Source organism: Mahella australiensis 50-1 BON (assembly GCF_000213255.1).
Classification (GTDB): Bacteria; Bacillota; Clostridia; order Mahellales; family Mahellaceae; genus Mahella; species Mahella australiensis.
Genome location: NC_015520.1, coordinates 2888688 through 2912079, shown reverse-complemented (window position 1 = coordinate 2912079; position 23392 = coordinate 2888688). Strand labels below are relative to the sequence as shown.

The following is a 23392-nucleotide window of genomic DNA, read 5'->3' as shown; positions in this document are numbered from 1 at the left end:
CGCAACATCATATTCTCTGGCTAATCTACGGTCTTCATATACTTTTTCTACAATAAGCTCCGGCCTAAGTAAAGAATGGTCAATCACTTTGCACTATCCTTTAGAAGGTATATCTTTGTTAAAGATGATAAAGCTGTAGCAGTTTTAAAAAAGCCCTTTAGAAAAGCTTTGGAGGTAAATATATTCATACTCTAGCCCTGGGTCTGGAGTACTGCTACCAACCGGTATCCTATAGTTTTCAATAAGTTTGTTAAAAAATTATCATTGACATTTGCGAAAACGTTTGCTATACTCAAGAAAACTTGTTTTGGATAGGGATGACTTCATGAGCGTAACTATAAAGGATATAGCAAAAGCAGCTAATGTATCATATGCGACAGTTTCCCGTGCTCTTTCCGATCATCCGGATATCAGCGAGGAAACTAAAAAAAAGATTAAGAAATTGGCTAAAGATATGGGATATACGCCCAATATTATAGCCAGAAGTCTGATTACAAAGGCCACTAAGACCATAGGGCTTATAATACCCGATATAACAAATCCATTCTTTCCCGAAGTGGCTCAGGGGGTGGAGAGCCACGCATATGATAATGGCTATACCGTTTTATTATGTACGACCAACTGGCAGATTGAGAGGGAGGAGAGGTATCTAAAAGCCCTCAAGAGCAAGATGGTGGATGGTATTATAATTGCGCCGGCAGTAGATGATAGCCATATAATCTCTAATTTTAATGGTGGAGATACGCCCGTAGTGTTTGTCACTTACAGTCCTGATGATCCTGATTGCAGTTTTGTAGCTACTGACGATTATAAATGCGGATATATGGCGACAGAATATTTGCTGAAATTAGGACATAAAAATATAGCATACATAGGTGGATTGGAAAACAGCAGCAGCGATAGACGGCGCTTTGAAGGATATCGGGAAGCACTGAAATCCTATGGTTTGCCGCTGCGGTATTCTCCTATGCACGGCCAGTTCAAACAGATGAGCGGCTATGAACTTACTAAAGAGCTGTTGATCTATAACGATATTCCCACCGCTATACTGGCGGGCAACGATGTGCTGGCGCTAGGCGTGATACAGGCCGTAGAAGAATTCGGACTGAAAGTGCCTGACAACGTATCGGTTATGGGCATAGATGATATAAGTTTTGCCTCTTTTGATAAGATCAGCCTTACCACAGTAGCTCAGCCAAAGGTAAAGATAGGCCAATTAGCAGCGGAAATAATAATACAAAAAATAAATAGTCCGCAGGATAAAACGCCGATAAAAAAGATACTGGAACCTAGGCTTATTATAAGGAGGACTTGCAGAAGTATTTAAAGGATATTTTTTAAGCGCCCTTTTATATCATCTAGCGAAAGATGCTTTGTATATATGCCCATTTGGCCGAAAATGCAGCAGTCGAAGACTATCAGATCGAATATATCCAGCTTCTCATCATCTAATATATAACCCTGGCGCATGTCGTCCAGCAGTTTGCTGCTTTGAGCATTAGGCGGCACTATATAATACCGTATACCCTGAGTGGGTAAAATATTTACAAAGGTTTCACTGTTCCATATACCTTTTGGGACATACGTTAAAACACGGTGACGAAATGAAGAGCCGGTATCACCTATTCTAAAAAGCTGAGAAAAGAAAGAAGTCTTTTCAGCATTCTTATCATATCTGAAATCTATACCGGCGCTGCGCACAGCGCGAACAAAATCCAGTGCTATATCGGCCCGATGTTGCCTCGGGGCATTTAGCAGAGAGCTGTCAACCTCGAGGATAACGTCATGGTCTCCTCCTTTTAGCGCTGAAAGTATGTTAAAACTAATAAGCCGACGATTTCCTATATCCGCATCCGCTGCCTGTCCGTACGATAGAGAGAAACGAGGAGTTTCTAAGCTTATTCCTTGCTTATTTTCTTTTATAATAATTTTTGATTGTTCTGCCGAATTCATTTTTTTATCACCCCCGAATGATATGATTTATTTTAGCATAGATATCTTCTTTTACGCAAGTATAGTTGTGCAAACGATTATTGAAACGATAAATTGCAATATTAAAGCGATAAGATTATATACATACAGTCTTGATAGCTGAATTCATAAAAAACGTTGACTTTAATGCAAACGTTTGATATCCTAAAGAGGAATTATCTAATATATTTTGAGAGGAGAATTTGATTATGGGGGAAAGGCTTAAAATAGGCATTATAGGTGCGGGGAGGATAGGTAAACTTCACGCCGAAAATATTGTGCGCAATGTGCCGAAGGCAGAGCTTGTGGCTATAGCTGATATTTTTGCGGATCAGATCAAAGAATGGGCGGATGAGCTCGGTATACACGCTGTTACAAAAAACTACAAAGATATTTTGAACAATCCTGAAATCGAAGCCGTCCTTATATGCTCACCCACTAATACACATGCCGATTTCATAATCGAAGCGGCCAAAGCCGGCAAGCACATATTCTGTGAAAAACCGATAGACTTATCGGTAGATAAGGTGAAAGCCGCCTTAGATGCGGTAAAAGCCGCTGGTGTAAAGCTGCAGATAGGTTTTAACAGGAGGTTTGACCACAACCATAAAGCTGTTAGAGAAGCGGTAGTAGAAGGCAGAGTGGGTAAGCCCCATATAATCCAAATAACCTCAAGGGATCCAGCACCGCCGCCAATAGAATATGTCAAATCATCTGGAGGCTTATTCCTGGACATGACCATACATGACTTCGATATGGCAAGGTATCTGGCAGGAAGCGAGGTAGAAGAAGTATATGCAGCGGGAGCAGTGCTGGTGGATCCTGCCATAGGCGAAGCAGGCGATATAGACACGGCAGTCATAACGCTTAGGTTTGAAAATGGAGCCATAGGTGTCATAAACAACAGCAGAAAGGCCACGTACGGCTATGATCAACGCGTTGAGGTTTTTGGCTCCAATGGCAGCGCCGAAGATCAGAATGATACGCCGTCCACAAGAATTCTAAGCACGGCTGATGGGATTATAGGCGAAAAGCCAAAGTATTTCTTCCTCGAGAGGTACAACGATTCGTTTGTTGAGGAAATAAAAGAATTTGTAGATGCTGTTATAAATGATACCGATCCTCCAGTTAGCGGTGAAGATGGCTTAAAACCGGTGCTTATAGCTTTGGCGGCTAAGAAATCGTTGGAAGAAAACAGGCCGGTTAAAATACATGAAATAGAGAATTCCATATAAAAATTAGAGGTGGTATTATGAAAACCATGAGAATGACCACAGCGCAAGCCCTGGTCAAATTTCTGGATAATCAGTATATCGAATTCGACGGCGTCGAGCAGAAGTTTGTAAGAGGGGTATTTGCGCTATTCGGCCACGGCAACGTGTTGGGCATAGGCCAAGCGCTGGAAGAGGACCCGGGGGAACTGATAGTGCACCAGGGCAAAAACGAGCAGGGCATGGCCCACGCAGCCATAGGCTTTGCCAAGCAGATGCACAGAAGGCAGATATACTCCTGCACATCATCTATAGGGCCGGGCGCCGCCAATATGGTGACGGCAGCCGGCACGGCTACTGCTAACCGCATACCGGTACTGTTTTTGCCGGGCGATACATATGCGATGAGGCAGCCTGACCCGGTATTGCAGCAGGTGGAACAATACTACAACATAGGCATAACCACAAACGACGCATTCAAAGCCGTAAGCAGGTACTGGGACAGGATATCGCGCCCCGAGCAGCTCATGTCGGCAGCTATAAACGCCATGAGAGTGCTGACCAATCCGGCCGATACCGGCGCTGTAACATTGGCCATGCCTCAAGATGTCGAGGCCGAGGCCTACGATTTTCCCGTTGAGTTTCTGGCAAAGCGCGTGCACCGCATAGAACGCATGCCGGCGACCAAAGAGATGATAAGCGATGCCGTAAAGCTCATAATGAGCAAAAAAAAGCCCATATTGATATGCGGTGGCGGTGTCAAGTATTCCGAAGCGCAGGAGGCTTTTAGAACATTTGCCGAGGCATTCAACATACCGTTTGGAGAAACCCAGGCCGGCAAGGGTGCCATAACATGGGACCACGAGCTCAATCTGGGCGGTATAGGCGCGACAGGCAACATCGCGGCCAATACTATAGCAAAAGAAGCCGACTTGGTAATAGGCGTAGGCACGCGCTATACCGATTTCACCACATCATCCAAATGGCTTTTTCAGAATCCGGATGTTGATTTCCTCAACATAAATATAGCTTCGTTCGATGCCTACAAACTGGATGGGGTAAGGGTGGTGGCCGATGCTAAGGCGGCGCTTGAGGCCATATGCGAAGAGCTCAAAGAAACAGGCTACAAATCGGCCTATACCACCGAGATAAAAGAGGCCAGGGACAAGTGGTTGCGAGAGCTGGATAGGCTTGCAAACATCAAATATGGCGAGGGCTTCCAGCCAGAAATAGCAGGTCAAAGAGATGAAGTGATAGAAGAATTCGGAGAAAAATTCGGCTCATACATGCCTCAGACCAGAGTGCTGGGCATATTGAACGAGATAATAGATGACAATGCAATAGTAGTCGGTTCATCGGGCAGCTTACCGGGTGATATGCAGAGGATGTGGCGGCCTAAAGCCCCCGATACCTACCATATGGAATATGGCTATTCATGCATGGGCTATGAGATAAATGCTGCGTTGGGCGTGAAGATGGCCAGGCCGGATGTCGAGGTATATTCTATGGTGGGGGATGGCTCTTATCTTATGCTTCATTCCGAGCTCATAACATCTATACAGGAGCGCAAAAAGATAAACGTGGTGCTATTCGACAACGCCTCGTTCGGCTGCATAAACAACCTGCAGATGGGCCACGGCATGGGCAGCTTCGGCACCGAATTTCGCATGAGAAACGAGCAGACCGGGAAGCTTGATGGCGAGCTTATGTGCATAGACTTCGCCAAATGTGCCGAAGGCTACGGCTGCAAGACCTATCGTGTTAGAAGCGAAGAAGAGCTTAGAAACGCCATAGAGGATGCCAAGAAGCAAACCGTATCCACGCTGATAGATATAAAAGTATTGCCCAAGACCATGACGCATGATTACGAATCGTGGTGGAGAGTGGGCAATGCTGAGGTAGCACGCAAACAGGATATAGTGAAAGCTACTGAGGAATTGAAAGAAGAGCTCAAAAAAGCAAGAAAGTATTGAGGGCAAGGATGAACGATATGGATAAAAACAAAGTGAAATTGGGCATAGCGCCCATAGCATGGACCAATGACGATATGCCTGAACTAGGCGCAGAAAATACATTTGAACAATGCATAAGCGAAATGGCGCTGGCTGGATTTGAAGGCACCGAGATAGGCAACAAGTATCCAAAAGATCCCCAGGTGCTTAAAAAAGCCCTGTCGCTGAGGGGCCTCAGGGTATGCAATGCTTGGTTCAGCGCATACCTCACCACCAAACCCCTGCAGGAAACAGTGGATGCATTCGTAAAGCACAGGGATCTTCTATATGAATTAGGTGCGAAGATAATAGGCGCGGCGGAGCAAGGGCACAGCATACAAGGATTAAAAGATATACCCGTGTTTGCTGGTAAACCCATATTTACCAAAGAAGAGTGGAAACGCCTGGCCGATGGATTGAACTATCTGGGTAAATTGGCTCAGAATAAGGGGATGGTATTGACCTACCACCATCACATGGGCACCGGCGTGCAGACACTGGAAGAAATCGACCGGCTTATGAGTATGACTGACCCGGATTTCGTATATCTGCTCTATGATACAGGGCACCTGGTATTCTCGGGCGAAGACCCGGTGGAAGTGGTGAAAAAATACGCTGCCAGAATAAAACATGTGCACCTCAAAGACGTCCGAAAAGATGTCTTAGAGAAGGTTAAACGCGAGGACATGAGCTTTCTCGACGCCGTAAGAGCCGGTGTGTTCACAGTGCCCGGCGATGGCATGATAGATTTTGCCCCTATATTCAAAGTTCTTGATGATACAGGATATGAAGGATGGATGGTGGTGGAAGCGGAACAGGACCCGGCCAAGGCTAATCCGCTGGAATACGCCTTAAAGGCCAGGGAATATATAAAGGTGAAAGCCGGATTATAAAACTAATATTTTGTCGAGGTGATTTTAAATGACTATGGATGGTTATAAAAGCCCATTGCACAGGATGGCATCCACGATGCCTACGGATTTTTGGAATGATTCATGCTCAGTGGAGGAGCTGACCTACGCTATAGAAAACGGTGCGGTAGGGGCTACTACCAACCCGGTGATAGTATTCAATGTATTAAAGAAAGAAATGCATCTTTGGCAGGACAGAATAAATCAGATAATAAAAGAGATGCCTAAGGGCACGGAAGAAGACGTGGCATGGAAATTAATTGAGGAAATGGCCGTCAAAGGAGCAGAGCTGCTAAAGCCGGTATTCGATAAAGAAAATGGATTAAAAGGCAGAATATCCATACAGACCAACCCTAAATATTACAGAAATGCTGAGATGATGGCAGAACAGGCCATACATTTCAATACATTGGCGCTTAATATGCAGGTAAAAATACCGGTCACGAAGGCCGGCATAGAGGCCATAGAAGAAGCCACATACAACGGCGTTAATATAAATGCGACGGTTTGCTTTACCGTTCCCCAGTCGCTGGCTGTAGCCGAGGCTATAGAAAGGGGGCTTGACAGCAGGGAAAAAGAAGGCAAGGATATAGCCTCAATGAGGCCGGTATGCACGATAATGGTGGGACGTTTGGACGATTGGCTCAAGGATGTGGCTGAAAAAGATGAAATACTTGCTACGCCGGGATACCTCGATTGGGCTGGCATAGCCGCCATGAAAAAAGCCTATAGGATATACAAAGAGCGAGGTTATAGAACGCGCCTTTTGGCGGCAGCTTATAGGAACTACCTGCAATGGAGCGAGCTTATGGGCGGCGACATAGTGCTTACTATACCGTATAAATGGCAGAAGATGTTCAATGCTTCTGACATCGAAGTAGTTGCTAGGATGGATAATGATGTCGACAAGGAGATAATCGATGAACTATACGCTAAATTTGACGATTTCCGCAGAGCATACGATGCCGACGGCATGAAACCCGAGGATTTCGATGGATTTGGCGCCACAAAGAAAACCCTTAAATCCTTTATAGAAGGATACGAACAGCTTTTAGGTGTTATAAGGGGATTTATGATAACCATTTAAAAGGAGAGGATACATGTGTTGATAAGAAGGGGTAAGCCTTTTGATTACGGCTATAACAGTATAGTGTATGAAGATCAGACGGGAATGGACTTTGGTATACTGAAATTGAAAAAGGATCAGGGATTTGCCGACGCGTCGGCAAAAGAACGCGCATTTTTGCTCATACAGGGCGATGTGGTTTTCGAATGGGGTAACAGAAAGGCCATTGTCCACAGAAAAAGCTTTCTAGATCAAAACCCATGGTGCCTGCATGTGCCGGCCGGGATTGCTGTAAACATAAAATGCATAAGCGACGAAGCGGAGCTGTCGGTATCACAGACCGATAACAGCGTTGCCTTTGATGCCCATCTTTATTCGGATGAAGAATGCCGAAGCGAAGAAAGAGGTAAAGGAACTGTGAACGAGATGGCCACGCGCATAGTGAGAACCATATTCGATTATTCCAATGCGCCTTATTCCAACCTGGTGCTGGGAGAGGTGATAAACTATCCCGGCAAATGGTCCAGCTATCCGCCGCACCATCATCCGCAGCCGGAGATATATTATTATAAATTTAGTCCCGAGAACGGTTTCGGCTTTTGCAACCTCGGCGAAAACGTCCTAAAAGTCAAAAACAACGATACTGTAGAGATACTAAACGATGCCAGCCATCCTCAGGTATCGGCCCCCGGCTATGCCATGTATTATATATGGGTTATACGCCACTTGGAAGGCAACCCGTATATAACGCCCACATTTGAATCGGAACATCTGTGGGCAATGCAGGAAGATGCCGTGATCTGGCCGGCAAAATAACGTAATGGAGGAGAAAAAGTGAGCGATATAAAAAAACTGAAGGTTTTCATAGGCGGCAAATGGATAGAATCCAAGACAACCAAGTACATGGATGTACACAACCCGAGCACGGGCCAGGTGATAGCGCAGACCCCGTGCTGTACCGTCGAGGAGGTCAATATGGCGGTGGAAGCTGCTAAAGAGGCCTTCGTAAGTTGGTCGCAGACACCGGTTATGAAACGGGCTCAGGTAATATTCAAATTCAGGGACATACTGGAAAGCCATATAGATGAACTCACCGATATTATAGCGCATGAAAATGGCAAGGTATGGGAAGAAGCCAAAGGCGAAGTGCTCAAGATAAAAGAGCCGATCGAGTTTGCCTGTGGCATACCCACGCTCATGTTGGGTGAATCGCTCATGGATACGTCTAAGGGATATGATACAACGCTATATAGAGAACCGGTAGGCGTATTCGCCGGCATAGTGCCGTGGAACTTCCCAGGTATGATCCCTATGGGTTGGATGGCACCGCTGTGCCTGGCTACGGGCAATACTATAGTGATAAAAGCAGCCTCGATGGTGCCTATGACAGCCATGAGATGTGCCGAGCTATGGCAGGAAGCAGGCCTGCCCGACGGTGTGCTGAACATCGTCACATGCAGTAGGAACGAATCGGAGATACTGCTGAAGCATCCCGATGTAAAGGGCATATCCTTTGTGGGCTCCACATCGGTAGGCCGGCATATCTACGAAACAGCGGCAGCTCACGGCAAAAGGGTGCAGGTTTTGGGAGAGGCCAAAAACCATGGCCTGGTGCTCGAAGATGCTCCACTTGAAAGGACCGCGGCCGGCATTATGAATTCATCGTTTGGCTGTGCAGGCGAAAGGTGCATGGCTTTGCCGGTCATAGTGGCTCAGGAGAGCATAGCCGATAAACTGGTTGAGATACTTAAAATGAAAGCCAGCGCTTTGAAAGTGGGACCGGCATATGACAGGACGACCGAGATGGGCCCTGTGGTATCGGCCGAGCACCGGAATTCCATCATAAAGTGGATAGAAAAGGGCATTGAGGAAGGGGCCGAATTAGTACTCGATGGCAGAAACATAGTTGTGCCGGGCTATGAAGGCGGCTATTACCTTGGGCCGACCATATTCGATCATGTGACGCCTGAAATAAGTATAGGCCAACAGGAGATTTTCGGGCCTGTGCTGTGCATAAAAAGGGTCAAAGACTTTGAAGAAGGCATAGAGGTTATGAACAGCAATCCGTATGCCAATGGCTCGGTCATATTCACGCAAAACGGGTACTATGCGCGTGAGTTTGCTAGGAGAACGCACGGCGGTATGGTAGGGGTCAATGTTGGCATACCGGTGCCGGTCGGCATTTTCCCGTTCAATGGCCATAAGATGTCGTTTATAGGCGATCTGCATGTGCTGGGTAAGGACGGGGTAAGGTTCTATACGGAGACAAAAACGGTGACGACACGGTGGTTTGACGAGGATGAGCTGAAGAGGACCAAGGTTGATACATGGGACGGCTCTGTTGGAGGCGGTATATAGTTTAAGGAATAAAAACAGCGGATATAAAAACAGAAAAATATATGATATAATAATGCCGTGGACCTACGGGACCCACGGCATTATTATTGTAGATCATTCATGAAGGCCTGGGCGAATGACGCCAAGGCAAGGAGTAAACATGATTAAAGTTATTATCGCAGATGATGAAGAAAATGTATGCCAGTTAATCCAAAACCTAATCGATTGGAATTCGTTGGGCATGGAGATAATAGGCATTGCGCATAACGGTATAGAAACATTGGATATGATCCGAACGCTTTCTCCGGACCTGGTGATCACTGATATACGTATGCCGGGATATGATGGCCTAGAAATGATACGTCGCGCAAAAGATATAAAAGAAGAATTAAACTTTATCATAATCAGCGGTTATGGGCATTTTGAATATGCACAGAATGCCATTAAGTATGGCGTTGGTGATTATTTGCTCAAACCTATAAAGCAAGAGGATCTTTTGTCTGCATTGGAAAAAATAAAGGCCAAGTATGCTCGCAATTTAAAACAACTTAGTGAAGAAGAGCGTATGAGAAAACAGATAGAAAATGACGCGGATAAACTGCGAGCGGATCTTTTTAGCAAGTGTTTACTAAAAAAAGGTGCTACGACAGAAGACTTGACAATCGATTCAGCCAATGACTATTATCATTATTCGTTTCAATCGGGTATATTTCAAGTCATAGGGGTAAAAATCGATTGCGGGTATGATGATCAATATAACAGTGCTATTCCGATCTTAGAAGAGAAAATATCCCGGATTATAGATAATCTTTTAAGGACGCAATGCTTTGAAATTGGCACTTATATGGATGACAGCACAGTCTATTGCATATTAAACTACGATATTGAAAGGAAAAAATTCATACGTGCTCAGATAAAAGGGATACTGGACGAACTGATACAACAAAAGGCGGCATTTGAGCAATTTGAATTCACTATAGCCGTGGGAGAGGCGTATGATGACATAAACGGCCTGAAGGATAGTTTCAATTCTGCGGTATATGCCATTGGCCAGCGCCTGCTGCTGGGTACGGGCCGCGTAATCGAGGGCGAAGTTATGAATCAGTCTCTCCAGTTACAGGCGCGTTTAATGGCGGAATTAAATAAGTCGATGGGGCCGGCTATAGAAGTCCTGAATTCCGATGCTGTCTTGAGCAGTTTAAAGAATTTTTATAATAATATATCTGCGGAAAAACATTTGAGCGGATTGGATATTATATCTCTTGCAGAACAAGCGTGTGAGATGTATCTTACGCATCTACGCAACAATCAGATTGCTATTCATCATGGTGATGAATTTTTGGAAAAATTTCATATTCATGCCTGGCGTTGCAAAACGGTTGATGAGATATTCGCTTATCTCTGTATGATGATAGGCGAATCCATTAAATTAATCGCACAACAAAAGGAACAAGAAGAAACCAGGCCTATAAGGCTGGCGAAGCAGTATATACAAGAGAACTATATGAAGCCTATATCGCTAGAAGATATAAGCAACATAGTCGGTTTCAGCCCCACTTATTTCAGTACGTTATTTAAAAAAATAAGCGGTACAAATTTTGTGGATTATCTTACGGAAACGCGTGTAAATAAGGCCAAAGAACTTCTTCGGGAGACCAATTTAAGTATTGCTGAGATATGCGAGCAGGTGGGATATAGTGATTTGAAGCATTTTACGAAAAGTTTTCGTAAAAATACAGGTCTTAAACCGAGCGAATATCGAAAGCTATATTCTTAAGTGGGTGATGCAGATGAAGTTTAAACATATAAAGTATTTATCAACCAGAATTTTTTGGTTGACTGGTGCACTATTTGCTTTTATATTATTTTTGCTGATTTTTGTAAGTGTACTTGCTGTGCAGGGGTGTATCGGCATTGTTTATGTGTTGATAGGTTATGCATCAATGGTGCTGCTTCTCTTGGTATATTACAAATGGATTTATAAGCCATACAGAGAAAATGCAAAGGTTTTGCAGCTATTTGCAGCCGGTTATACTATCGATGCCCTATTTGACCGGCATATAACGTTGAGTCCAGAAATGGATAAAGTTATAGAAAAAGTTCAGGAGATTATGGAAACCTATGAGATTCTCAACGCGACCAAAAAGCAAGCCCATTATCTTGCACTACAAAATCAGATCAATCCGCACTTTTTATATAACACATTGGAAGGAATACGTGGGGAAACCTTGAGCGCGGGGCTGGATAACGTCGCAAAAATGACGGAGGCACTGGCTACTTTTTTCCGTTATACCATCTCTAATGTTGAAAACCTGGTTACATTAGAGGACGAATTGAAAAATGTCGACAACTATTACATTATTCAGCAGTACCGCTTTGGAGAACGGCTCAGCCTGAGCGTGGAATATGATGCGCAGGATGAGGTGGAGATTATGTCATGCAGGGTTCCTAAACTGATACTTCAACCTATTGTGGAAAATGCAATTTATCATGGCATTGAGCGAAAAATAGGGGAAGGCAAAGTGCGCATTAAAATAGAGTGCACAGCCAAACGCTTGATTATCACCGTATCCGATAACGGTGTCGGCATGACCGAAGAGAAACTTCAAGAAATCAGTGATAGACTAAAGGGCATGCCGTTGGACTATATAAAACCGGAGAATGAAAAACACGGCGGAATAGCTATAACCAATGTAAACAGCCGGATTAAACTGTTATTTGGGGAGGAATACGGTATATGTATATACAGCACGCTGAACGCCGGAACAGATGTGGAGATCACCCTTCCAAAAATCACTGAAAGGAATCAGGTGCTATATGAAAAATGAAGTATTGAGGATGGAGCATGTTACCGTCGTACAGAGCGAGATGACATTGCTCAACGATTTCAATCTTCATATCTTTCAATCCGAGATAATGGGGCTTGTATGTATAAATACCAACGGTCAGGACGCCATGCTTCAACTGCTCGGCCAGAATGTGCCTATACAGTACGGGCGTGTCTATTTTAATGAAAAACTCGTAAACAGTTATCAGCATAGCCCGATGACCATGAATAAAACCGCTGTAATCGAACAAAAAAGCAAACTGATCGAAAACCTTACCGTTGCTGATAATGTATATGTGATGCGTTTGGGATTTAAAAAATACATTATTAATTCCAAAGTGTTGGAGGAGCAATTGCGGCGTTATACACAAGATGCCGGCATTGATCTGGATGGGAGCAGATTGGTATCAAGCCTTACTCCATATGAAAAATGCGTTACCGAACTTTTGCGTGCCGTAGTGATGGGAGCTAAATTGATAGCTATACGCGAAATAAGCAACGTATTGAGTACCACGGATTTATTAAAATTCCATAGCCTGTTAAAATATTATTGCGGTCAAGGTTTTTCTTTTGTCTATATCTGCAGCCATCATGAGGAAGCATTTAAAGTATGCGATCGCATGGCAATTATGAGAGATGGCAAAATATTGAGGGTATTGGACAGAGATCAATTTAACAATGAAAATATAGCTCCATATTACATTGGAGAATTTGCTAAAGTGAAACGAGAAGGATTGAGTGTGACTGGTGATAAGGGAATTTTAACATTTGAAGCTGTGTGTACGGAACATATGCGGTTACTTACTTTTACTATTGTAAAAGGAGAAAGTACAGTTTTACTGGATATGGATAATGCCGTTATACAGGATATTATTGGACTGATGAATGGTCAGCTACATCAGTATAGCGGCGAGATTTACTTAAGGAATAAACTATACACTCAGAAGTTGGCAAAACATTCGCTTAAATACGGCGTAGCATTTATTCAGGAAAATCCTGTATCGACAATGCTCTTTCCAGATATGAGTTATCTGGCTAATCTGTGCTTTCTAGTAGATAAAAAACGTAACCCCATTCGATTGAGTAGAAGGGTTATCAACAGCATTGCGCAGGAATATGAACCCGTAATAGGAAGTGACATTTATGAAACAGATATTATGAAGCTGAAATTGCAGTCGCTTTATGATCTGGTCTATTATAGGATTCACCTTTGTAAAGCCGACATCGTATTTTGTGTGCAGCCTTTTGCAAATGCTGATATGTATTTGCGTCGGCATATAATAGAACTGATAAATCAACTTAAAAAACAAGGAAGCACTGTTGTGATATTGGCAACTAATATAGCGGATTCCCTAGCCGTAGCCGATAAACTTATTATTGTGTCAAAAGGTACATTTCAGGCAGAATACCCCAGAGAGGATTTTTATCTTTTCAATTCTGAGAGCATAATTCTATAGTTACTTAAAAACATGTGAAAAAATCCCCTATAAATCAAAAGCTGCTCCCCTTATCTCGCTTATGGTTCCATGTTATACTGGATTATGTAATATGGAATTAAGGCAGGTGAGAGAGATGGATGAATATATCGTGGAGATGAGCCATATAAGCAAGAGCTTTCCAGGTGTACAGGCGCTGAAGGATGTTTCGTTCCAATTAAAGCCCGGAGAGGTATTGGCATTGTTGGGCGAAAATGGTGCGGGTAAAAGCACGCTCATGAAGGTGCTGAGCGGGGTGTATACCAAAGATGAAGGTGAGATCAAGGTATTCGGCCAGATCGTAGAAGATATAACACCTAAAAAAGCGCAGGAGCTCGGCATAGCTATAATCCATCAGGAACTGAACTTGTGTCCTCATCTATCTGTGGCGGAAAATATTTTTTTAGGTCGTGAAAAAGCGCATTCGTGGATACTAAAGGATAGTGAAATGAATGATGAGGCAAGGAATATTCTTAAACGACTAAATGTAAATATAGATCCTGAAGCGATTGTTGGGGGATTACCGGTTTCTCAGCAACAATTAGTAGAGATCGCTAAAGCGCTTTCTATTAATGCTAAAGTTTTGATAATGGACGAACCTACTTCCGCCCTTACTTCGGAGGAGATTGAGGATCTTTTCGAAATAATAAGAAAATTAAAAAAAGAAGGCTGCGGTATCGTATATATTTCACATCGTTTAGAGGAACTTCAACATATCGCAGACCGCGTTATCATTATGCGCGACGGCAGATATATTATTTCGATGGACTTTAAGGATACGACGATGTCCGAAATAATATCTTATATGGTGGGACGGGAAATCAAGGATAGGTTTCCTCGCATCGATTGCCAACGCGGTAAAAAGATTTTCGAAGTTCAGAATCTCAATGCAGGCAGATTAGTGCGCAATATCAATCTTGAGATATATGAAGGGGAAATTGTGGGCATAGCAGGATTGATGGGTGCAGGAAGAACTGAAACCACCAGGGCGATTTTTGGTGCTGATCCAAAGGAATCGGGACGAATTTTTGTGGACAACAAAGAAGTTATGGTGAATAGCCCGCGAGACGCCATCCGTTCGGGTATAGTGCTTGTGCCGGAAGATCGCAGAAGAGATGGTTTATGTGTTAAGCTTAGCGTTAGAGAGAATATAGCATTGCCTAATCTCGATATTCTTTGTACCAATTTTGGCGTTGTCAATCGCAGGAAAGAATACGAAGTGGCAGAGAATACTGTTAGGAATTTAAGCATCAAACTGCCGAGTATAGAAGTCGATGCCGCATCCCTTTCGGGCGGAAATCAACAAAAGGTTGTTGTAGGCAAATGGCTGGCACGTAATTCCAGAATAGTTATTTTTGACGAGCCTACTAGAGGCATAGACGTGGCGGCGAAAGTGGAAATTTATAACCTTATGAATGAATTGAAGCGACAAGGGATCGGCGTATTGTTTGTGTCATCGGAAATGCCGGAGATAATGGGTATAAGCGACAGGATAATAGTTATGTGTGATGGAAGGATTACCGGAGAACTATATTCCAGCGAAGCGACGGAGAACCTTATTATGGAGTATGCGACCAAGTTTGAGTCTAAGCTCACACAGAAGCAAGCGGTATAATGCGTTTTATAAGATTATAGTCAGGAGTATTGAAGATGGAAAACTCGAAAAAAATGAATTTATGGGAAAGATTAATTTCCATTCGCGGGATGGGGCAGGTTTTAACTGGCACTATTGGTTTGATAGCGTTATGCTTACTGTTTAGCTTTTTAAATCCATCGTTCTATTCTGCTAGAAATATCGGAAATTTACTTCGCCAAATCGCTCCGATACTTATTATCGGTATTGGGCAGGGTTATGTGCTTATTACGGGAAATATTGATCTGTCTATAGGGTCGGTTGTAGGCATGAGCACTATGATATCTGCGACCTTAATGACAAGGGGTGTTGACCCGTGGACAGCTGTATTAGTTACGCTCATAAGCTGTCTTGGAGTTGGTATACTCAATGGTGCATTGGTTGCAAAATGTAAACTGCCGCCATTTATCGCTACGTTAGGCACTATGACGGTTGCTCGCGGTATAGCCCAGATAGTTAATAACAACTATAATACCGATGCCATAGGAAAAGCGGCGCAAGGCTTTCGCGACTTTTTTTATTATGGCAGTGTGGCAGGAGTATATAACACGATTTGGATAGCTTTGGCCATATTTCTGGTATTTAACTTCATTTTAAGCAGGACGCGCACCGGCCGGTATATTTATGCCGTAGGAAGCAATATTGAGGCAGCCAAGCTGTCCGGTGTAAATACAGACATGACGGTGATTATTACCTATGTCATAAGCTCATTTTGCGCCGCCGTAGTTGGCCTTATAACATGTGCTACGGCGGGTATGGGAACCATGGACGCCGGTACCATGTACGAAATGTACGCGGTAGCCGCGGCTGTTATCGGTGGTATATCCACGCTGGGCGGTCAAGGTATTTTGCTGGGAACTGTCGTTGGTGCTGCTATATGGGGAGTGCTTCAAAACGGCCTCCAGTTTGCAGGGGCACCGGTGGCCATACGCAATATTGTTATAGGCACGATTGTCGTCGTATCTGTTTTACTCGATGTGGTCATTCGCACTGGTAGGCCAAGAAAAAAAGCGCTCGAGGATAAAACGATACCCATACAAAAGGCTAGTTAAAGCTATATGCTTTAATTAATAAATAAAAAATATTTGGAGGTAAATTGCATGAAAAAGAAAGTTTTAGCAGTTTTATTATGCACAGTTTTGTTGGTGAGTGTTTTGGCTGGATGCAGCAGCCAGAATAATTCCGAAACGGCTGGCGAAGGGAAGACCAATGGTTCTACTGACAATGCGACGGGGCAAAATGAAGGTGAAAAATATAAGATTATCCTTATCACTATGGATAGCACAGATCAGCATTGGGTTGCGGTAGATAAAGGCGCTAAGAAGGCAGTTGAGGAACTTGGAAATATCGATTATAAATGGATGGCCCCCGATAAAAAAGACGATGCTCAGCAAATAGAGCGGATTAATAATGCGATTGCCGATGGGGCTGATGCCATAGTAATAGCTGCGACTGGGCCAGATGCTGTTACGGCGGCTCTGGAAGAAGCGAAGACGAATGGTATAAAGATTGTTTATGTAGACTCTCCGGCCAATACCGAGGCATATGCGACTTTTGCGACGGATAATCAGGCTGCTGGCAGAACAGCCGGTGAACAAATGATCAAAGCTCTGGAGGCAGCCGGTAAAAAAGACGGTAAAGTAGGTATTGTGAACGTAAATTCCGCGACGACTTCTACAGTCTTGCGCGAAAAAGGTTTCCGCGAGGCATTGGAAGGGAAAGGCTATACATTGCTTCCCACCCAATACGGTGAAGGCGATGCCATGAAAAGCCAGGATATAGCAGATAATTATATTACCGACGGAGTAGTTGGTATTTTTGGTACCAATGAAGGTTCTACTGTCGGAGTTGGCAATGCCATAAAAGCATATGGGCAAAAAGATATAGTGGGTGTCGGCTTCGATAAGTCTGATGCGATACTTTCATTGGTGAAGGAAGGTTGGCTGTATTGTACTATAGTGCAAAATCCCGAGACTATGGGATATGAAGGCATAAAGGCCGCAGTAAAAGCCATTAAAGGCGAAAAAATCGATAATCCGAATGTCGATACGGGCGTGTCTGTTGTCAGCCAAGACAACGTTGACAGTATTCAATAGAATCACATCTTCTTGTCCACAAATGCCGGGGGTATCTGCGATACCCCGGCATTATATCTTATTAAGCCGGTTCTTGTATTTTTTATACTGCCGAGCTTATCGTCCACGTCATGCATCATATGCTCTAATATTGAATGAGTTTCTTTGTCTATATCTTGTACTTGCTCAATTGTATCGGCTAATTCTGTATCAAAACTATTATCGCTTAAAGCATCTATGGCATCCATACAGCGTTGCCTCTCATCTATAAGCTGCCGAAGCTTTGGTATATCAGCCTCTTGTACAGCTAAACGCTGCATGGACGCTATATCCTTTATCTTGAGCATAAGCGCTTTCCTTTGCTCTAAATAAGACATGGCATCATATACCCGCGTATTCTTGCTGGCGATACTGTTTGACGACCTGAGCCCACGTTTGACGCATATCGCTTATGAGATCAAGGCTTTGGTCAAGAAGCACCTTATCTTTTTTTATGTTAGCTCTTACGAGGCAGTCGTTTATAAACTCATACAGGCTGTATAGATCATGCGATATATCGTAGGCCGGATCGAGGTCAGCCATAAGCTCGGCTACGATGTCTTCCGCCTTCAATATCGCATTGTTGGCTTTTTGCATATCTTTCTCATCTATATATACTTTAGCCTGCTTTATAAACTTTATAGCACCATCATACAGCATCAGTATCAGATCGCCGGGGCTGGCCGTCATGATACTGTTTTGTTGATACTGATGATAAGGATTATTTAAAATCATTATCTATATATGACCCCTTTCGTCATCTGTTTATCGTTGAGATGCAGCTAATTGTTGAACCAGCCATGCGCTCTGGGCATTCATTTGATTCAATGCCTGCTCCATAGCCGTAAATTGTCTGTAATAGCGGTTCTCAATATCTGTTAGGCGCTGTTCCATATCGCTTATGCGGTTATCCATATCCTTCATCTGCAAACCCAATACGCTGTTGTCCACTTTGAATAAACTGTTGCTTTGACCGGCTTTATCAGTGATAGCTTTTATAGTGTTGTTTACTATATTGTATAAACGCTGGGCTATGCCGGATTCGTTGAAGGCCTGCGTTTTATCAGTGGCGGTGGACGTCTTGGTAAAAAGCTCCATAACGCCGCTAGGATCGTTGGATACGGCATCACGCAGCTTGGCTTCATCTATATAAAGGCGGCCATTCTCATACCATAGACCAGATGTTATGCCTAGTTTTGACATAGAATTAAGTGAACCGTTTACGCCCTCTACGGGACGGGATATGGCGTTTCGCATATCGTAGAATGACTTATATAGTATGCTGTCGCCGTTTAGTAAGCCGCTTTTGGCTTTTTCCTCCCATTTTTCTATTTCCTTATCGCTCATGGCATCCTTTTGCTCATCGGTGAGCGGGAGATAATTCCTGTAGCGCTTTTCAGTCAGCGCCGAATTGACCTTATCCATTATATCGTTGTATTGCGTTACGAAATCCTTTATCTTATTCACTATGGCATCGGTATCCTGCTGCACCGATATGGTGGCTGCTCCAGCACTCTTGAGCGTGAAGGTGACGCCGTTTAAGGCGAATGTATTGCTTTTGCGCGACGTAGTCAGGCCGTTTATGGTGAACGAGGCGTCTTGGCCATCGGTCACGCCACGTTTGGTTTCATTTACTATGCCAAACTTCATGACATTGTTAAGAAAATCTGCATCGTCACCGCCGAATTCTATATCTGCGCCAGCAGCATTATTGTTTCCGGTATATTTTGATGTGAAGGCTATTTTATCGCTGGCCGCATCATAAAACCCGGTTAGGCCTAAGCCGGAATTTTGTATGGCCGATATGACGTCCTGCAGGCTCTGCGTATTAGGGTCTATGGTAAAGGTCTGGCTTATAGCCGTACCCTCCTGATTGTATGTGGTTATGGAGAAGTCGAGATTGTCTGCGTATGGGGCTGATACGCCTACCAGTCGACCTTCCCTTATCATCTGATTTATAGGGGTGTTTATATCCACGCCTTGGACAGTAGACTTGATCGAGCTGCCGGCGGGCACGTCGAAGCCGAGCTTGCTCAAAGCGTTATTTGTATCGGTCGGCGTAAGCTCAAATTTGATGGATGAATCGGATACAAATCGAAGTTTGTTATCGGGTGTCGCATATACTTTTATAGCATCTTCCGCTATGCCGAGTTCCGATGCCTTTGCATTTATGGCTGCCTGTATGGCCGCTGCAAGGCCGCCTGCGGTGTTATAAGCGCCTTCTGCAAGCGTTATAACAGCAGTATTGGAGCCGACCTTGAGATGGAATGAATTAGACGATGAATCTATGGTTACAGAAGCGGTTATGCCCTGACCTGTCAGCACGCTCTTTAGGTTGGATATGCCGTCGGTGCTTATAGCCTTGGCCGACGCCGCCAATTGATCGATATTTATATCATACACCGACCCGGTGGCCGATCCGCTTGCCGTAGCCGTTGCCACCGATTCGTTTGACGACATAACTTTATTTGCTAGAAAGTTGCCCTGCAGGCGCATGTTGGACACCTGATTGCGAAAGGCCAATAATGCGCTGTTCATATCTCGATACGCCGCCTGCGTCCATTCTATTATCTGTCGGTTTTGTTTTAAGCGGTCCAAAGGCAGGCGCTCGACCGTCATGAGCTGCTTCACTATGCTTTCTGTGTCTATGCCAGATGCCAGGCCGCTTACCCTAAATGTATTTATAGGATTCATATACATAATAAATCCCTCCGTTCTATCGCTTTGTCTTTATTTTCGGCAAAAAACAGAGGGAGCTTTATAGGTATTTATGCCAGTTCGTGCTTTATTTCAGCTATCACCTTATCGACGATATCGCTTACAGGTATATCTATGCTATCGGCTTTATCGCGGCGCTTGAATTCCACCATACCAGCGCTTATTTTTTTGCCTACGGTAATTCGTATAGGTATGCCTATTAAATCAGCATCGTTGAATTTGACGCCCGCTCTTTCGTCGCGGTCATCCAACAGCACCTCTATTCCGCGCGAAACCAGCTCATAGTGTATTTTTTCGGCGGCCTGTATCTGTTCAGGTTGATAATTGCTGGCCACGACGATGATTACATGATATGGCGTTACGCTCATGGGCCATATTATGCCCCTGTCGTCGTGGTGTTGCTCTATTATAGCGGCTACTGTTCTGTTTATGCCTATGCCATAGCAGCCCATGATGATGGGCTGCTCCTGTCCGTTTTCATCCAGGTATGTGGCGCCCAACGCCTCGGTGTACTTGGTGCCGAGCTTGAATATGTGGCCTACCTCTATGCCGCGGGCTATGTTTATGGGTTTTCCGCATTTAGGGCAAGGATCCCCTACCTCTATGTTTCGTATATCGGCGACTACGTCGGCTTTGAAGTCTCTGCCGTAATTTACGTTTTCGTAGTGGTAACCGGTTTCATTGGCGCCTATTATGAAATTTTTCATATGAGCCACTTCGTCGTCCACTACCAGCGCATCGACATTTATATTAATCGGGCCTGCGAAGCCAACCTCGGCACCGGTAACGTTCTCCACCGTATTGCGGTCGGCCATCTCTATGGCCGATGCCTTGAAAAGATTTTGAAGCTTGGTGATATTCACCTCACGATCACCGCGCAACATGACCGCTACTGCTTTATCGTCTATCGCGTATATGAGCGTCTTAACAAAGCGGTCGGCGGTGGTATTGAAGAAATGCATCAACTCGTCCACCGTTTTTACATCGGGCGTAGCCACTTTCTTTATTTCCTTCTCAGCCTCCTCTGCGTGAATCGGGCGATTCACGCACGGAGCCTTTTCAATGTTGGCCGCGTATCCGCATTCATCGCAATAAGCCACTTCAGCCTCCCCGACATCGGAGGACACCATAAATTCGTTGGAATCCTTACCGCCCATAGCGCCAGTATCGGCATCCACCACCCAGTATTTTAGGTCGCAACGATCGAATATGGCGCAATAGGCATCGTACATCTTTTTATATGATATATCCAGCCCGTCCCAGTCTTTATCGAAACTGTAGGCGTCTTTCATTATGAATTCACGCGAGCGCATAACGCCGAAACGCGGTCGTTTCTCATCTCTATATTTGGTTTGTATCTGATATAGGTTAAAAGGCAACTGTTTATACGATTTTATTTCGTTGCGGACTATATCAGTGAATATCTCCTCGTGCGTAGGGCCGAGGCAGAATTCACGCTCATTTCGGTCCTTTAATTTGAACATTTCAGGACCAAATACGTCCCAGCGCCCGGTTTCCTTCCATAATTCGGCCGGCAGCAACGCCGAGGCCAATATCTCCTGAGCGCCAGTCTTATCCATTTCCTCGCGCACTATCTCCTCAACCTTCTTGAGTACGCGCTTGCCAAGCGGCAAGTAATTGTATATACCGCTTGCCAACTTGCGCATAAGCCCTGCGCGGAGCATAAGCTGATGGCTGGGTATTTCAGCCTCAGACGGAGTTTCGCGCAGCGTTGTAAAAAACATTTCCGACATTTTCATATGTAAATTTACCACCTTTATCGCAAATAATCGCTTATTATTATACCATAGAGGATAAAAAAATAAAAACATTGGAATTAGAGATATAGGCCAAATTTTGCTTGACTATAATCTATGAAACGCATATAGTTAAGTCAGTTGATTTTGTATACGGGAGGTATGTATCGTGACTGGTAAAGAAAGGGCGAAAGCTATTGTAGAAGGCCTAGAGTGCGATCATTTGCCGATCCAACCCATGGTGATGATGTTCGCCGCAAAATATGCAGGCATACCATACGGCGAGTATTGTAAAGATGGCCTTAAAATGGCTCAAGCTCAGATGAAGACGGCTGTGGATTATGACTTGGATGTGCTCCTCGCATGCTCCGATCCAGCCCGTGAACTCATCGATATAGCAGGAGAGGACAGCGTAAAATGGTTTTATGACCAGCCTCCGGCCATAGATGAGGAGAGAGCTGCTTTATCCAATAAAAGTCGCCTTAAAGAATTTAAGATTCCGGACCCTTGGAATAAAGGCCGTATGAATGATCGCATTATAGCTATCCAGAAGATGAAGGAAGAGATGGGCGATCGATTAAGTATAGTCGGTTGGGTAGAAGGTCCGCTGGCATTGGCAGCCGAGCTGAGAGGTATAAACAATATAATGATAGATTTTATAGATGATCCGGATTTTGTGCTCGAGTTATTTGATTTTACCGCTAGGACAGCGATGGTGTATGCCAAAGCCCAGGTGGAAGCTGGCGCCAATACGATAGGCATGAGCGATGCCGCGGCATCGTTGATAGGGCCAGCATTGTATGAAAAGTTTTTATGGCCGGCGCAGCGAATGGTGTTGTCGGCTATAAAGGAATACGGTGCTATAAGCAGGTTGCATATGTGCGGCAATACAAATGATCTGATAGTGAAAATGAAAGAGTTGCCGGTCGATATATATGAATTGGACTTTCCTGTGGATCTCGAGACAGCTCGTCAAATATTAGGGCCGGATAGAGTGATTCTGGGCAATGTATCCACCATAGACGATCTGCTAAACGGTACACCCGATGATGTGCATAAGGCTGCTGCCTATTGCCATAAGGTATGCGGCAGGTATCATATAGTGGGTGCCGGCTGTGAAGTATCGCCGAGGACGCCTCCCGAAAATCTCAGAGCGATGATGAGATATGCTTTGGAGCATAAACCATGATAGCGGACAAAGTGTACGAGTGACTAGAACTTTTGCTACTTGTGACAGATGGCATGAAAATATTAGTAACTATTGACCACAAAAAATTTTTAAAATTTTTAATAAACCTATTGCTTTTTGGGGATAATGGTTGTATAATGAATCATACGCGATGAAGTCGCGTAGTAAAAACTTATAAGCGAGGGGATTTAT

The 23392-nt window shown here is 44.2% G+C and carries 19 protein-coding genes; 14 read left to right on the top strand and 5 right to left on the bottom strand.

The window, feature by feature from the left end; translation table 11 throughout:
- Window positions 1-325: 325 nt before the first annotated feature.
- Window positions 326-1327, top strand: coding sequence for a LacI family DNA-binding transcriptional regulator (locus tag MAHAU_RS13605; protein ID WP_013782302.1), 1002 nt, complete (start codon window positions 326-328; stop codon window positions 1325-1327).
- On the opposite strand, the gene MAHAU_RS13600 is transcribed toward MAHAU_RS13605, so the two are convergent.
- Window positions 1324-1953, bottom strand: coding sequence for a hypothetical protein (locus MAHAU_RS13600; RefSeq protein WP_013782301.1), 630 nt, complete (start codon window positions 1951-1953; stop codon window positions 1324-1326). The genes MAHAU_RS13605 and MAHAU_RS13600 overlap by 4 nt on opposite strands.
- Window positions 1954-2180: 227 nt before the next feature.
- On the opposite strand from MAHAU_RS13600, the gene iolG reads away from it, so the two are divergent.
- The 12 genes from iolG to MAHAU_RS13540 all read left to right on the top strand — a co-directional run bounded on the left by iolG (window position 2181) and on the right by MAHAU_RS13540 (window position 17518).
- Window positions 2181-3206: an inositol 2-dehydrogenase gene (iolG, locus tag MAHAU_RS13595; protein WP_013782300.1), complete on the top strand. Its 1026-nt coding sequence runs from the start codon at window positions 2181-2183 to the stop codon at window positions 3204-3206.
- Between the two features lie 17 nt (window positions 3207-3223).
- The gene (gene iolD / locus MAHAU_RS13590) at window positions 3224-5155 is read left to right on the top strand and encodes a 3D-(3,5/4)-trihydroxycyclohexane-1,2-dione acylhydrolase (decyclizing) (RefSeq protein WP_013782299.1); all 1932 of its coding nucleotides are present in this window, start codon (window positions 3224-3226) and stop codon (window positions 5153-5155) included.
- Between the two features lie 17 nt (window positions 5156-5172).
- Complete coding sequence (gene iolE / locus MAHAU_RS13585; RefSeq protein WP_041644734.1) at window positions 5173-6066, top strand: myo-inosose-2 dehydratase; 894 nt, start codon at window positions 5173-5175, stop codon at window positions 6064-6066.
- A 28-nt stretch (window positions 6067-6094) separates the two neighbouring features.
- Window positions 6095-7171 (top strand): transaldolase family protein, encoded by a 1077-nt coding sequence (locus tag MAHAU_RS13580; protein ID WP_013782297.1) that lies wholly within the window; start codon window positions 6095-6097, stop codon window positions 7169-7171.
- Between the two features lie 15 nt (window positions 7172-7186).
- Window positions 7187-7966, top strand: a complete 780-nt coding sequence (locus MAHAU_RS13575) for a 5-deoxy-glucuronate isomerase (protein WP_013782296.1) — start codon at window positions 7187-7189, stop codon at window positions 7964-7966.
- A gap of 18 nt (window positions 7967-7984) precedes the next feature.
- Window positions 7985-9508 (top strand): CoA-acylating methylmalonate-semialdehyde dehydrogenase, encoded by a 1524-nt coding sequence (locus tag MAHAU_RS13570; RefSeq protein WP_013782295.1) that lies wholly within the window; start codon window positions 7985-7987, stop codon window positions 9506-9508.
- Between the two features lie 139 nt (window positions 9509-9647).
- The gene (locus MAHAU_RS13565; protein WP_013782294.1) at window positions 9648-11264 is read left to right on the top strand and encodes a response regulator transcription factor; all 1617 of its coding nucleotides are present in this window, start codon (window positions 9648-9650) and stop codon (window positions 11262-11264) included.
- Window positions 11265-11271: 7 nt separating this feature from the next.
- On the top strand, window positions 11272-12315 hold the full coding sequence (locus tag MAHAU_RS13560; protein WP_013782293.1) for a sensor histidine kinase: 1044 nt from the start codon (window positions 11272-11274) through the stop codon (window positions 12313-12315).
- Window positions 12305-13771 carry an ATP-binding cassette domain-containing protein gene (locus tag MAHAU_RS13555; protein ID WP_013782292.1) on the top strand — a complete coding sequence of 489 codons (1467 nt, stop codon included), beginning with the start codon at window positions 12305-12307 and terminating at the stop codon, window positions 13769-13771. Before MAHAU_RS13560 ends, MAHAU_RS13555 begins: the two co-directional genes overlap by 11 nt.
- 115 nt (window positions 13772-13886) lie before the next feature.
- Window positions 13887-15404, top strand: a complete 1518-nt coding sequence (locus MAHAU_RS13550; protein WP_041644166.1) for a sugar ABC transporter ATP-binding protein — start codon at window positions 13887-13889, stop codon at window positions 15402-15404.
- 35 nt (window positions 15405-15439) lie between these two features.
- The gene (locus tag MAHAU_RS13545) at window positions 15440-16474 is read left to right on the top strand and encodes an ABC transporter permease (protein WP_013782290.1); all 1035 of its coding nucleotides are present in this window, start codon (window positions 15440-15442) and stop codon (window positions 16472-16474) included.
- Window positions 16475-16522: 48 nt separating this feature from the next.
- Window positions 16523-17518, top strand: a complete 996-nt coding sequence (locus tag MAHAU_RS13540) for an ABC transporter substrate-binding protein (RefSeq protein WP_013782289.1) — start codon at window positions 16523-16525, stop codon at window positions 17516-17518.
- A 2-nt stretch (window positions 17519-17520) separates the two neighbouring features.
- Here MAHAU_RS13540 and MAHAU_RS13535 read toward each other — a convergent pair whose 3' ends face one another.
- The 4 genes from MAHAU_RS13535 to MAHAU_RS13520 form a co-directional block, all read right to left on the bottom strand.
- Complete coding sequence (locus MAHAU_RS13535; protein ID WP_041644165.1) at window positions 17521-17874, bottom strand: flagellar protein FliT; 354 nt, start codon at window positions 17872-17874, stop codon at window positions 17521-17523.
- Between the two features lie 4 nt (window positions 17875-17878).
- The gene (gene fliS, locus MAHAU_RS13530; RefSeq protein WP_013782287.1) at window positions 17879-18271 is read right to left on the bottom strand and encodes a flagellar export chaperone FliS; all 393 of its coding nucleotides are present in this window, start codon (window positions 18269-18271) and stop codon (window positions 17879-17881) included.
- A gap of 30 nt (window positions 18272-18301) precedes the next feature.
- The gene (fliD, locus tag MAHAU_RS13525; RefSeq protein ID WP_013782286.1) at window positions 18302-20236 is read right to left on the bottom strand and encodes a flagellar filament capping protein FliD; all 1935 of its coding nucleotides are present in this window, start codon (window positions 20234-20236) and stop codon (window positions 18302-18304) included.
- 68 nt (window positions 20237-20304) lie between these two features.
- Window positions 20305-22014, bottom strand: coding sequence for a proline--tRNA ligase (locus MAHAU_RS13520; RefSeq protein ID WP_013782285.1), 1710 nt, complete (start codon window positions 22012-22014; stop codon window positions 20305-20307).
- 166 nt (window positions 22015-22180) lie between these two features.
- Between MAHAU_RS13520 and MAHAU_RS13515 the strand changes: the two genes are divergently transcribed.
- Window positions 22181-23200: a uroporphyrinogen decarboxylase family protein gene (locus MAHAU_RS13515; protein ID WP_013782284.1), complete on the top strand. Its 1020-nt coding sequence runs from the start codon at window positions 22181-22183 to the stop codon at window positions 23198-23200.
- The last annotated feature ends 192 nt before the right edge of the window (window positions 23201-23392 follow it).